Annotated in this window: 13 protein-coding genes; 3 read left to right on the top strand and 10 right to left on the bottom strand. The window is 40.8% G+C overall.

The features are described 5' to 3' along the window. Positions 1-14: 14 nt before the first annotated feature. The 4 genes from AC0VYO_RS09300 to AC0VYO_RS09285 all read right to left on the bottom strand — a co-directional run bounded on the left by AC0VYO_RS09300 (position 15) and on the right by AC0VYO_RS09285 (position 4,172). Complete coding sequence (locus AC0VYO_RS09300; RefSeq protein ID WP_475367241.1) at positions 15-896, bottom strand: 2-dehydropantoate 2-reductase; 882 nt, start codon at positions 894-896, stop codon at positions 15-17. A gap of 115 nt (positions 897-1,011) precedes the next feature. After that, entirely contained in the window at positions 1,012-2,544 is a 1,533-nt protein-coding gene (locus AC0VYO_RS09295) for an acyl-CoA carboxylase subunit beta (protein WP_475367240.1), read from the bottom strand. A 53-nt stretch (positions 2,545-2,597) separates the two neighbouring features. After that, the gene (locus AC0VYO_RS09290; protein WP_475367239.1) at positions 2,598-2,810 is read right to left on the bottom strand and encodes a biotin/lipoyl-binding carrier protein; all 213 of its coding nucleotides are present in this window, start codon (positions 2,808-2,810) and stop codon (positions 2,598-2,600) included. Between the two features lie 24 nt (positions 2,811-2,834). Further along, positions 2,835-4,172 carry an acetyl-CoA carboxylase biotin carboxylase subunit gene (locus tag AC0VYO_RS09285; protein WP_475367238.1) on the bottom strand — a complete coding sequence of 446 codons (1,338 nt, stop codon included), beginning with the start codon at positions 4,170-4,172 and terminating at the stop codon, positions 2,835-2,837. 230 nt (positions 4,173-4,402) lie between these two features. Between AC0VYO_RS09285 and AC0VYO_RS09280 the strand changes: the two genes are divergently transcribed. Further along, positions 4,403-4,876 (top strand): N-acetyltransferase, encoded by a 474-nt coding sequence (locus AC0VYO_RS09280; protein WP_475367237.1) that lies wholly within the window; start codon positions 4,403-4,405, stop codon positions 4,874-4,876. A gap of 29 nt (positions 4,877-4,905) precedes the next feature. Here the strand turns inward: AC0VYO_RS09280 and AC0VYO_RS09275 are convergent, their stop codons facing one another. The 4 genes from AC0VYO_RS09275 to AC0VYO_RS09260 all read right to left on the bottom strand — a co-directional run bounded on the left by AC0VYO_RS09275 (position 4,906) and on the right by AC0VYO_RS09260 (position 7,322). Then, positions 4,906-5,469 (bottom strand): RsfA family transcriptional regulator, encoded by a 564-nt coding sequence (locus AC0VYO_RS09275; RefSeq protein WP_475367236.1) that lies wholly within the window; start codon positions 5,467-5,469, stop codon positions 4,906-4,908. Between the two features lie 191 nt (positions 5,470-5,660). Continuing rightward, positions 5,661-6,431 carry an enoyl-CoA hydratase/isomerase family protein gene (locus tag AC0VYO_RS09270; protein ID WP_475367235.1) on the bottom strand — a complete coding sequence of 257 codons (771 nt, stop codon included), beginning with the start codon at positions 6,429-6,431 and terminating at the stop codon, positions 5,661-5,663. 134 nt (positions 6,432-6,565) lie between these two features. Then, positions 6,566-6,739: a 50S ribosomal protein L32 gene (gene rpmF / locus AC0VYO_RS09265; protein WP_048309912.1), complete on the bottom strand. Its 174-nt coding sequence runs from the start codon at positions 6,737-6,739 to the stop codon at positions 6,566-6,568. Between the two features lie 46 nt (positions 6,740-6,785). Next, the gene (locus AC0VYO_RS09260) at positions 6,786-7,322 is read right to left on the bottom strand and encodes a YceD family protein (RefSeq protein ID WP_430247105.1); all 537 of its coding nucleotides are present in this window, start codon (positions 7,320-7,322) and stop codon (positions 6,786-6,788) included. A 186-nt stretch (positions 7,323-7,508) separates the two neighbouring features. Between AC0VYO_RS09260 and AC0VYO_RS09255 the strand changes: the two genes are divergently transcribed. After that, positions 7,509-8,726 (top strand): nucleotidyltransferase, encoded by a 1,218-nt coding sequence (locus AC0VYO_RS09255; protein WP_475367234.1) that lies wholly within the window; start codon positions 7,509-7,511, stop codon positions 8,724-8,726. Between the two features lie 56 nt (positions 8,727-8,782). On the opposite strand, the gene AC0VYO_RS09250 is transcribed toward AC0VYO_RS09255, so the two are convergent. Together AC0VYO_RS09250 and AC0VYO_RS09245 are read right to left on the bottom strand one after the other, a co-directional pair. Further along, positions 8,783-9,811: a SepM family pheromone-processing serine protease gene (locus tag AC0VYO_RS09250; protein ID WP_475367233.1), complete on the bottom strand. Its 1,029-nt coding sequence runs from the start codon at positions 9,809-9,811 to the stop codon at positions 8,783-8,785. Next, positions 9,808-10,596 carry a patatin-like phospholipase family protein gene (locus tag AC0VYO_RS09245; RefSeq protein ID WP_194221321.1) on the bottom strand — a complete coding sequence of 263 codons (789 nt, stop codon included), beginning with the start codon at positions 10,594-10,596 and terminating at the stop codon, positions 9,808-9,810. The genes AC0VYO_RS09250 and AC0VYO_RS09245 overlap by 4 nt, the downstream gene beginning before the upstream one ends. 137 nt (positions 10,597-10,733) lie before the next feature. Between AC0VYO_RS09245 and ylbJ the strand changes: the two genes are divergently transcribed. Further along, positions 10,734-11,963, top strand: a complete 1,230-nt coding sequence (ylbJ, locus tag AC0VYO_RS09240) for a sporulation integral membrane protein YlbJ (protein WP_475368897.1) — start codon at positions 10,734-10,736, stop codon at positions 11,961-11,963. The last annotated feature ends 12 nt before the right edge of the window (positions 11,964-11,975 follow it).

Here is an 11,975-nt window from a genome sequence, read left to right as displayed (position 1 = left end):
TGAGACTCCTTTCTCTATCTATTTAACATCTCAAGACCCTTCACACTGTCGTAGACAAACCTAGAATAAGGAACGTATTGGCCATTTAATTCAGCTTCTTTAAGAATAAAGCCTGTGATCGCATCGATCTCTGTCACTCTTCCCGCCTTTAAGTCTGCAAGCATAGATGACGTATTCGAGCTCGTTCGCCTGCATATAAGCTGTGTATCATTCCAAGCATCTTCATACTCTAATTGAAGTACGCGACAGGTCTCCTTAACTAATTCTCGCATCACACTATAAAACCTTGGATTTTGGAGCAGCTCTCCATTTGTTACGTGATAAATTCCGCTGAGAGGATTAATCGCACAGTTCACAATAAGTTTTTTTGCAAGCATCTGGTACCAGTCACTTTCATAATAAATCGGAAAATCCCTGGTTGAGAGGTTTGCAAGCGGATTAGGCAGGCCACTAAATGCACTCACTCTTATAACGCCGCTTCCTGTGTGTTCGACCGTTCTCTCATCTACCTTCTTTGCGCCATGCTCAATAACTCCAACTAGAATATTATGCTGTAGTAATGATAAATGAGAAAGGTGCCCCATGCCGTTTTGTACAAAAAGGATATCAGGTAAATGGTTATCCCGGTATACCTTTTGAATCATCTTTATAACAGAGGGAACTTGATTAGATTTAACTGCAACAACGAGTAAATCCGTTTCGCCCCCCGCCAGAAAATGCGTGGATCGAACATGCGCTACGCGTATATTTTCTCCTTGTTTGTATGTAATCCCTCGATTGAGCAGATCAGCTTGTTCATTTCGATGACATACGACTGTAACGACGTGCTCTTCCATCGCAAACTTTGATGCTAACAGTAAACCGATTGATCCAGCTCCGATAACCGTAATATTCAACTTTCACGTCACCCTCTTGTCTAACACATGATATTCTTCTTAAAGTTTAGCACAGGTTCTCGTCAATGATGAGTAAAAAATCCCTTAACAGTTAAGTTAAGGGATTTTACGACTTTTATACAGGATAAACAGGGTGTTTCTTATCTGGCGCTGCCACTTCTTTTGATTCATAGTAGCTTAATCGATCCACTAAAACTTCACGCAGCTCACTTCCGGGAACTATGTCATCCACAATCAATTCAGAAGCAAGTTTGTAAATATCAATGTGTTCTTTATACTCCTGATGCTTCTCTTTGACGTATTCCATACGTTCCTTAGGATCCTCAATCGCATTTATCTTATTAGCATAAACAGCATTGACTGCAGCTTCAGGTCCCATTACGGCAATTTGTGCAGTCGGAAGAGCTATGCAGCAATCAGGTTCAAATGCAGGGCCTGCCATCGCATACAACCCCGCTCCATAAGCTTTCCTCACGACTACCGAGATCTTTGGTACCGTAGCCGAGCTCATTGCCGCAATCAATTTAGCGCCGTGGCGAATAATCCCAGCACTTTCAACTTTCGTTCCAATCATAAATCCAGGAACGTCCGCAAGAAACACGAGAGGAATATGATAGGCATCGCAGAGCTGAATAAATTTCGCACCCTTATCTGCAGAATCAACGAAAAGAACGCCGCCTTTAACCTTTGGTTGATTGGCAATCAATCCAACTACTCGTCCATCTATTCTAGCAAAACCAGTAATCAACTCTGGCGCAAAGAGCTTCTTCATTTCAAAAAAGCTTTCACTATCCACGAGTGCCTCAATTAAGTCATACATGTTAAACGGCGCATTTTGATTTTCAGGTACGATATCACTGATTGACTTTTCAAGCGAAGGTAGCTTACCTTCTAGATGAGGTGTGCGCTTATGGAAATTCCCCGGAAAATAACTAAGGTAGTTCCTTCCAAGTTCAATCGCTTCCTCCTCGTTTGCAGCAAGAACGTCACCGCACCCGCTTGTACTGCAGTGCATTCGTGCACCACCCATTTGTTCTAACGTTACTTTTTCCCCTATTACTTTTTCAGCCATCCTAGGTGAACCAAGATACATTGACGCGTTTTTATCGACCATAATGACAATATCACAGAAAGCTGGTATGTATGCGCCGCCGGCAGCTGAAGGTCCAAACAGCAAGCAAACTTGTGGTACCATTCCAGACATTTTCACTTGATTATGAAAAATCCTTCCAGCCCCACGTCGATTTGGAAACATTTCAAGCTGATCTGTAATTCTAGCTCCGGCTGAATCGACCAAATACAAAAGAGGTACCTTCAAGCTCATTGCTGTTTCTTGAATGCGAATAATCTTCTCAACCGTTCTCGCACCCCAAGATCCTGCCTTAACCGTAGAATCATTGGCCATCACACAAACCTTTTTTCCGTTCACTTTGCCAATCGCGGTGACAACCCCATCTGCAGGAAGATCTTTTGCATAATTGTTCGCGAATTTACCATCTTCTGTGTATTCACCGCTATCAAATAGAAGCTTAAGTCTGTCACGCACAAAAAGCTTATTCGATTGCTTTAGCTTTTGATGGTATTTGTCAGATCCACCACCTTCTACTTCTGTAGCTTTAGTGGCTAAAAGTTCTTCAAGATGATTCATTTTGAATCCTCCTTTGTTTTTGATTAGATCGAGCGCTCGTTCAGCTAGCTTCCTTACTTAACGATAACGAGAACATCACCTTCGTTAACAAAATCACCAACGCTTACTTTCACCTCTGTGACCGTTCCTTCCTCTACACCTTCAATTGGAATTTCCATCTTCATCGATTCAAGCATCACAAGCTCCTGTCCTGCTGTAATTGAATCTCCTTCTCCTACCATTACGTTTAATACCGTTCCAGCCATTGATGCTTTTATTTCTTGCATTTTCATCATTCCTTTTCTAATTGATTATTTTTTAATAAGATGACGAGCTAAATAAGACGTCGAATAATTCCCCTCTTGAAAATGACGCTCACCTAGTAATTGGGTAAACAACGGACCATTATGCTTGATCCCAGTTAATGAGAATTCCTTAAAGAAAGCCTCTCCTTTGTCGATCGCTTCTTTACGAGTAGCGCCTGACACAATAATTTTGGCAATCATCGGATCATAGAACGGGGAAACGCTTGAACCACTTTCGTAGCCTGCATCAATCCGAACCCCTTCTATTTCAGGAAACATTAGCGTTTCAATTTTGCCAGGTGATGGCATAAACGATGTTGGGTCTTCTGCATATAGCCTAAATTCAATACTATGACCAGTTGGCACAATATCTTCTTGCTTCAAAGGTAAGTCTTTACCTTGTGCAACAAGGAGCTGCCATTCAACTAAATCTACTCCAACAGTTTCTTCCGTGATCGGATGCTCTACTTGTAACCTGGTGTTCATTTCTAGAAAATAAAAGTTTTCATTCTGATCCATCACAAATTCTACTGTCCCAGCATTTGTATAATGAACATGCTTAGCAGCTAATAAAGCAGCTTCTCCTATTTGAACACGAGTCTTTTCAGACAAAAAAGGTGATGGCGTTTCTTCAAGCACCTTCTGATTACGCCTCTGTATCGAGCAATCTCGTTCGAACAGATGGACGATATTGCCATGATCATCTCCTACAATTTGCACTTCGATATGGCGCGCATCGTCAATGAATTTTTCGACGAACATCGCTCCATTGCCAAAATAGGCTTTAGCACGGTTCTGACTTGATACGAATGCTTTTTCTAACTCTTGATCATTTTCACAGCGCTGCATGCCAATCCCGCCTCCGCCTGCAGCTGCTTTTAACATGATCGGATAGTTGATTTCATTTGCAAATGCGATCGCTTCTGTCACATCCTCAATTTCACCACTGCCCGGAACGACCGGTACCCCTGCTTCTTGCATTGTTTTTCTCGCGGTGATTTTATCACCCATTGCCTCAACCACATCAGCAGATGGTCCGATAAAGGTTATCCCTCTCTCTTCAATCTTTCTTACAAAAGAGGCGTTCTCAGACAAGAAGCCATATCCGGGATGGACAGCATCCACCTTCTCTTCTTGCGCGATTCGAAGAATTTCATCCTGATTTAAGTAGGATTTAGCTGCTGGTGGATCTCCAATGTGATGAGCCGTTGTTGCTTGGTTTACGTATGGAAGATCTTTGTCAGCGCTAGAATAAACAGCAACCGTCTCTATTCCTAGTCTGCTGCATGTTCGAATGATTCGTTCAGCAATTTCGCCACGGTTTGCAATTAGGATTTTTTTCAAACTATCGCCCCTCTCATTACAATCATGAACCAGGTTTTTGAAAACCCTTACATTTATCATATCATTAATTCCGCTTCACGTTTCAATAAATATTCAAATTATTCCTTTTATACTTTGTTTTTTGAAATGAGGAAAAGTTTCGTGTTTTCGGTTATAATATAAATGAGAAGGAGTTTATACTTCTATTCATCCTAGAGATTAAATAAGCACATTTGACGGAGGGGGCCGCTATGGTAGACTTAACAGTTCGTCCACTTGTAATCAATTACAAAACTCTTGAGGAGTTTAAGAAATTTAAAGAGTTCGGCATTCAGGAACTTTCCATGATGGAGGATCTTCAGGATAATATCATCGAAAACGATAGTGAATCGCCATTCTATGGTATCTACTACGCTGACAAACTAGTAGCTAGAATGAGCCTTTATCGAATCGATGGAAAGTATGATCGTTACTTCGATCCACCACAGGATTACCTGGAACTTTGGAAGCTTGAAGTGCTTCCGCAGTATCATAATCGAGATTATGGTTCGACTCTTGTTAATTTCGCAAAAACATTTAATGTTCCAGTGAAAACAAATGCGAGACAAGGTTCAGGTGAATTTTGGGAGAAAATGGGGTTTGAAGCCGTTACGTATCAACCTGATCGTGATCGAGGCGAAAATCCGTATGTTTGGTACCCAGATGGCGTTTCCGAACAAGAATAATAAAGAAATAGGAGCAGCCCTGGCTGCTCCTATTTCTTTATTTTCTCTAAATTCCCATTTGCATCCATCTGAAATCGTAAATTCCCTTGATCTTCTTCTTGGAAAATAACCATTTTTCTCGCTTTTTCCATGATCTCTAATAAAGATTGGTAATCTTCCTGTACTGACATATATTCTTTCTCTAGTTGATGAAGATGCTGTTTGAGTTGCAGGTTTTCGGCCATAGCTTCTTGTAACGAAGCTTCATGTTGATTTGATTCGGCAAGGTGCGTTTTGGATGTGATTAATAAACTGATCGCTTCGTCAATTAAATCAATGCTTCGATCCTCTTCTACCGATTCACGTTTCGACTGTGATTGGTTCTTTTTCTGTTCCTTACGCTGTTTCTTCGCTAAAGTTATCGCTGCTTCGTACTGTTTTCGAATCAAGGAATTCCATCGGAAACCGCACGCAGCCGGCGTTCGAGAAAGTGTTCTCCCTACTTCCTCAAATGCAGCTAGTTGTGTGCTGAATTCTCTTATATGACGTAAAACGACTTCGGCTAACAACACATCTTCGTCTTTTGACCATGCATCCTGGCGAATTGGTACCAAGCGCAATCCCCCCAATAACCGTTTTACAGTCATCTTATGCATTTACTAGAGGTAGTAGACTCTTCTATTCATGAAAGAATCTATTTTCTTATCTATTTGGTCAATTTCAGATTAATTTAATCGCTAAAACGTCTATAAAAAGAGCTATGATAGCTAATTGTGTTAACTTTAAGGCATAGGATACTACGGAGTTAACGACTACCACTTTTATTCAAGAATGTTGCCACAGCTTGATGGTGCTCTTCGGTCGCCCATAGAATCGCACAGCTTCTTATTTCTTTCTCAACTCTATCTCGAATCAGATTTTGATCTAGACTAGTTAACCAATAAGACTTATAAGTAGAGAGGATCAAAGGAGAACGCTTTAACAGATTTTCTATGTATTGATAAGCATCGTCTTGAAAAGAAGCGTGTGGGGTTACATATGTAAGACATCCATTTGCAAGGGCTTCTTGATCAGAATAGCGATCAGCACTCATGAGCATTTTCATCGCTTCCCCATGATTCATTCTTGTTAGAGCATACGTGGATCCGCCCCAGCCTGTCGTTAGCCCGATCGATCCCTGGATGAAACCTACTTGAATATTCTTTTTCGCTATCCGAAAGTCACACGCAATAGCAAGTTCAAGCCCACCTCCAACAGCATGGCCATTCAGTAGTGCCAACGTTGGTTTCTTGCAGAAAAACAAGCGGTCTAGCACATCACCCATTTTCCGAAGCATCGTATACGCCTGCTCTTCTGTGTAAAGTCCCTTGAAAGCCTTTACATCGCCACCGCTACAAAATACCTTATCTCCGCTTCCGGTTACAACGAGGTATTTTACATTTGGATCTGATTCCGCCTTATCAATTGCCCCCATTAATTGATCCATCACCTCGTAATTAATCGCATTTCTTTGCTCGGGGCGATTAATCGTAAGAATTGCTGCTTCGTTACGACTCTCCACTCTCACACTCGTCATCCATCATCCCACCTTATATAGTTCAAATTATTGAGCGCTCATTCTTTTTACTATTCGTAGTTAAATATTTTTAAATAATCGAATAATTAAAGCGTAAAAAAAAGCAGAGAGATTTCTCTCTCTGCTTCGCAAGATTACTTGCTTACTACGTTTTCACCTTTGTAATTTCCACACTCTTTACAAACACGGTGAGAAAGTTTGAATTCGCCGCAATTAGGGCATTTTACCATTCCTGGTACTTCTAATTTATAATGAGTACGACGCTTATTTTTACGCGTTTTAGAAGTTCTTCTAGCTGGTACTGCCATTGTTTCCACCTCCTTAAAAAGTTAACTGATCTTACGGAAGTCAGGCTTAGTTATCTTCATTTTCCTTGTTGAAAAAATCAGCTAAACCGGCCATACGAGGATCAACCTTTTCTTTCGGTTGTTCTTTCGTAATGACTTCCCATCCATTTCCGGATTTTTTTGGCATTTCATCAGATTCAGAGCTGTATTTCACAACTCGAATCGGAATCTCCAAAAGTATATTTTCCTTAATATACGGAACTAAGTCAACCGTATTTCCCGAAACTTGATGAATTTCTTCATCTTCCACCTCAAAATCAACGCCATTTGTGTTTGCTTCAAGCACAAATGTCTCCATTGGGCGAATTACGAACGGAAAATCAACATCCTCTAGTGTATTGGCACATGGAAGAACCATTTTGCCTTTCACTGTTAGATGAAAGGTAACCTTATTACCATGAAACGATGTTTCTCCGGTAACATGAACTGGTGTAATCTCACGAATATCTGGATTACGTTCCTTCAGTTCCTCTACATTTACTTCTTCGTCAATTGTAAGGCCTTTTAGTTTAAAGGACTTCAATTGTTCAATTGACCATTTCATCTGTATATCACCTCAAGGCAACAAAAGTATTATAGCTACAAAATACGTAAATGTCAATATTTTTTCTTTACACCAGTTGTTTCATCGTTAATCTTGGTATAATGTTTATCATACCAGAGGAAAAACCTTGAATTCAACTAATAAAAATGTACGTCCCTTATACAACGGACAGAGAGGAGCAGCCGAATGACATCTGCTGGAGTTATTGTGGAATATAACCCTTTTCACAATGGACATTTGCATCATTTAAATGAAACAAAAAAAGCGGCCAACGCTGATGTAATCGTTGCAGTCATGAGCGGATCTTTTCTTCAGCGAGGAGAACCAGCACTCGTTGATAAATGGACACGAACACAAATGGCCTTAAAAAACGGAATTGATCTTGTAGTAGAATTACCTTACGTATATGCTACCCAAAAAGCGGAAATTTTTGCGAAAGGTGCTATCTCAATCTTAAATTCACTCGGAGTCGATTACGTTTGTTTCGGAAGTGAATCTGGAGACATCGAAGAGTTTCAAGAGACTGCATCGTTTATCGAAATGCACGAGAAAGACTACAACGAACGCATTAAATATTATATGGGACAAGGTAATAGCTATCCGAAAGCTTCTTCACTAGCTTTTGAAAGCCTTGAAGGACACGCTCACGTTCTTGACCTATCACAGCCCAACAATATATTAGGCTACCATTATGTGAAAGCCATACAGGCACAGAATGCCCTCATCGAACCATTAACGATTCTTCGTACAAAAGCAGGCTACCATGATCAAGACTTCGTTGATAAAAGAATAGCAAGTGCGACTGGCATTCGACGAGAATTATTTAAAGGCAGTTCTCTTGATCAAATTCAGGCTTACGTGCCAGAACCAACTTATTTTGAATTAACAAACTATCAACGGACATATGATTCTTTTCAGGGATGGCATAACCTTTATCATCTGCTTCGCTATAAGCTGCTTACTTCTAGTAACGTTCACCTTTCCTCCATTTATGAAGCGGAGGAAGGACTTGAGAATCGTCTAGCTACAATGGCGAAGCAAGCCCAAACGTTTCAATCCTTCATGGAACTCGTGAAAACGAAGCGGTATACATGGACGAGAATCCAACGCTTAGCGCTCCATATTCTAACACACACAAGTAAAAATGAAATGTTGCCTGCTTTGGAGAACAAGGATGCTCCTTACGTTCGAATTCTTGGCATGACGAAAGCAGGAAGAGCATTCCTTAATGAAAGGAAAAACTCTCTTCCCGTTCCTCTTGTATCAAACATCAACCAGTTTGATCATCCTTTTCTTACAGTGGAGAGGCGCGCTAGTCAAGTTTATGCGCTTGGCTATTCAGGTTTCCATCAAGAAGCTTTTTTACAAAAAGAGCATAAATCTGTACCAATTATGATCGATTAAAAAATCACCCTGCTATTATGGCAGGGTGATTTTAATAAGTATCCAACGATCACGTTTTACTTCACGTCTAATTGCTTTAAGTAGTCAATAGCATCCTGGAATGTTTCGACTGGGACAATTTTCATATCTGTATCGATATCTTCTGCCGCTTCCATGGCATCATCGTAGTTGGAGTGAGCCACTGGGGCGAAGAATATTTCTGCTCCAGATCCATCAGCTGCAACGATTTTTTGTTTAATCCCGCCGATAGGTCCAACCTCTCCACTTTCATTAATCGTACCTGTTCCGGCAATGTCGTACCCTTTTGTCCAATCTTCTTTGGTTAACTGATTGTAAATTTCTAACGTGAACATTAGCCCGGCTGATGGTCCGCCAATTTCATCTGTATTGATATTAATAGAGGGATCTGTTTCAATTGACGTTGCTGTTACTGGACCAGTGATACCAACGCCAACTTTATCATCTTCTGTTCCATATGATTCAGGGAATTTCGAGAAACCTAGCTCTATCTGCTTTTCTTGATCGCCTCTTTTGATCGTCATATTAACCGTATCTGACTCCTCATAGGATCCTAGTTCATCAAGTAGCTGTTCCGTTTCCTCAATCCTTTTCCCTTCAACCTCAACAATCAAATCACCAAGTTCTAATTTCCCATCTGCCGGCATGCCTTCTATTATACCGGTTACTAGGACACCATTTTTTGTGATTTTTATCTCTTTCTTTGCGGCTTCATAAGCAACGATTGTGGCACTCGTTTGTGAATTAGCCATCACATCAAGCTGTCTTTGGTGATACTCATCGTCCGATTCACCTTCACGTTTAATTAAATCTTCTGCGATCAATTCATGATACTCATTAAATTGCGCCCATATATACTGAACTAAGTTTGCTTCTCCGACTCGGACTGTCGTGAGCATAAACTCTCCACCATCTTGTGAGCCACCTTCAACATTGATTACTTCATCTAACACTCTTGCTTCTCCGGGTGTCGTTACATAATATGGGAGGTCAATGAATGTAACGGCAGCAACCAATACAATGATAATCGCCCACACATAGGTGAATTTCTTTGTGCCTCGGTTCATTTATTTTTCTCCTTCCACACCTCCACCGCCTGATGAATTTGATCAAGGTGGCGGTAGGCTTCTTCCTCTCCGATTTTAATAATATCCATCACATTCGTAAATGCTCTTGATTGAAATGATTCTAGGCCAGGTTTAATCATGACATCTGCATTAATTTCATGAAGCCTTACCATTTCATTTTGCATAATATCAATACTTTGCATAATCACGTCAATAATTGAAGTAACATCAGGCTCTTTCTTTACGTTTGAAACATCAACAGCAATCACAAGATCTGCCCCCATTTCTCTTGCTACAGATACGGGAACACGATCAATCACACCACCATCAACAAGAAGCCTATCACCTATTTTTTCAGGGACAAGAATTCCCGGAATAGCGATGCTGGCTCTAACAGCTTGTGCAACAGGACCAGAACGAAAGACTACTTTCTCTCCTTTAATAATATCCGTCGCCACAATCGCAAGTGGAGGATGCATATCCTCAATTTGCTTTCCCTGCGTTAGTGTTTCAATTAAACTCTTCACTTTATTACCGGCAATAAACCCCATCTTTGGTACGGTGAAATCCAAATAATATTTTCGTCGAAAAAGCGATGCCATTTTCTCCATTGTATTGACATCGTGTCCCGATCCATAAATTGCCCCTACTAAAGAGCCCATGCTGCTTCCTGCAATGTAATCAATTGGTATTTTTTCTTGAATAAGTACTTTTAGCACCCCTAAATGAGCGAATCCCCTCGCTCCTCCGGAACCGAGAGCTAATCCGATTTTAGGACGGTTCATTGAGAACGCCTCCCTGTCTATACCTGCTTAATCATATGGTCTAATTGTGCCTCACATACGTATATTTTAATTATCGGACAGGTTTGATGAATAATTGAATTAACTTAAGACGATCAAATAGTGGGAGGAATGTACTTGTGAACGTTCAAGTAGTGAAAACATTATTGCTTGCAACGTCAGTTACGATCGTTGCTCTCGCCGTTATTTTATTTCCAGAACACACTCTAGAAGCCTCCAAAAGTGGATTATTAATGTGGTGGAATATTGTATTCCCCTCTTTATTACCCTTTTTTATTATTTCTGAACTGTTGATTGGTATTGGGGTTGTGCGATTTATAGGGATTCTATTAGAACCTTTGATGCGACCACTATTTCGTGTACCAGGATCAGGTGCCTTTGTTTTTGCTATGGGAGTTGCCTCAGGATTTCCTGCAGGAGCGAAATACACAGCACACCTTCGCCAAAACAATGACATTACAGCCATCGAAGGCGAGCGGCTCGTTTCATTTACGAACTGTTCGAATCCGCTCTTTATCTTTGCTGCAGTTGGGGTTGGATTTTTCCATAATCCTGCACTTGGCGTTATTCTTGCTGCAGCTCACTATGGCGGGAATATCATGGTTGGACTAGTCATGCGTTTTCATCACCCGGAAGATCACCATCCAACTGTTACCATACGATCACATCAGTCGAGACTTAGTTTAGCTTTCTCTGCACTTCATGACACACGAATGAATGACAAGCGTCCATTCGGTAAAATGATGGGTGACGCTGTTCATTCTTCTATCAAAACATTATTAATGGTTGGTGGGTTTATCATTCTATTCTCAGTATTAAATGAACTGCTTTCCGTCATTGGTCTTGCACCATTACTTGCTGGAGCACTTAGGTCTATCCTGATTCTCCTTCAGCTTCCACCAGAGCTTGATGTTCCTCTGCTTTCCGGAATGTTTGAAATCACACTAGGTAGCCAGCTCGCAAGTGAAAGTTCAGCTACTTTAGTTGCGCAGGCTATGATTACGAGCTTCATTCTTGCTTTTAACGGTCTTTCCGTACAAGCACAGGTTGCAAGTATTTTGGCAGATACCGATATTCGATTTAAGCCCTTTTTTTTCGCCAGATTACTTCATGGCTTCTTTGCGGCTTTCCTAACGCTCGTCATCTGGAAACCACTCTATTTAAACTACTTATCTTCTGGAAATGGATCGCTTCCTGTTTTGAATCGAGAAGATACACCGTCCATTATTGAATCAGTTTACTCATTTCTTGAGCAAACAGGTCCCTGGATTACACTATTCTTCCTACTAACGTTCATCGTGTCATTCACACAGCAATTTAACCAAACGAAGCGAAAGGAGTTTAAGTAGAAAAAAGACCCC

This window comes from Anaerobacillus sp. 63XJN7_4_ISO-PGPR-S23-413, assembly GCF_056173725.1.
Note: the sequence above shows the minus strand (reverse complement) of the source record. Positions and strands in the feature narration are given on the sequence as shown.

What these genes read in the sequence shown, in the direction of transcription:
- AC0VYO_RS09270 (WP_475367235.1), bottom strand. Translation starts at nt 6,431, where the DNA reads ATGACGAGTGTGAGAGTGGAGAGTCGTAACGAAGCAGCAATTCTTACG.
- AC0VYO_RS09260 (WP_430247105.1), bottom strand. Translation starts at nt 7,322, where the DNA reads ATGAAATGGTCAATTGAACAATTGAAGTCCTTTAAACTAAAAGGCCTT.
- AC0VYO_RS09290 (WP_475367239.1), bottom strand. Translation starts at nt 2,810, where the DNA reads ATGCAAGAAATAAAAGCATCAATGGCTGGAACGGTATTAAACGTAATG.
- rpmF (WP_048309912.1), bottom strand. Translation starts at nt 6,739, where the DNA reads ATGGCAGTACCAGCTAGAAGAACTTCTAAAACGCGTAAAAATAAGCGT.
- AC0VYO_RS09245 (WP_194221321.1), bottom strand. Translation starts at nt 10,596, where the DNA reads ATGAACCGTCCTAAAATCGGATTAGCTCTCGGTTCCGGAGGAGCGAGG.
- AC0VYO_RS09255 (WP_475367234.1), top strand. Translation starts at nt 7,509, where the DNA reads ATGACATCTGCTGGAGTTATTGTGGAATATAACCCTTTTCACAATGGA.
- AC0VYO_RS09280 (WP_475367237.1), top strand. Translation starts at nt 4,403, where the DNA reads ATGGTAGACTTAACAGTTCGTCCACTTGTAATCAATTACAAAACTCTT.
- AC0VYO_RS09295 (WP_475367240.1), bottom strand. Translation starts at nt 2,544, where the DNA reads ATGAATCATCTTGAAGAACTTTTAGCCACTAAAGCTACAGAAGTAGAA.
- AC0VYO_RS09250 (WP_475367233.1), bottom strand. Translation starts at nt 9,811, where the DNA reads ATGAACCGAGGCACAAAGAAATTCACCTATGTGTGGGCGATTATCATT.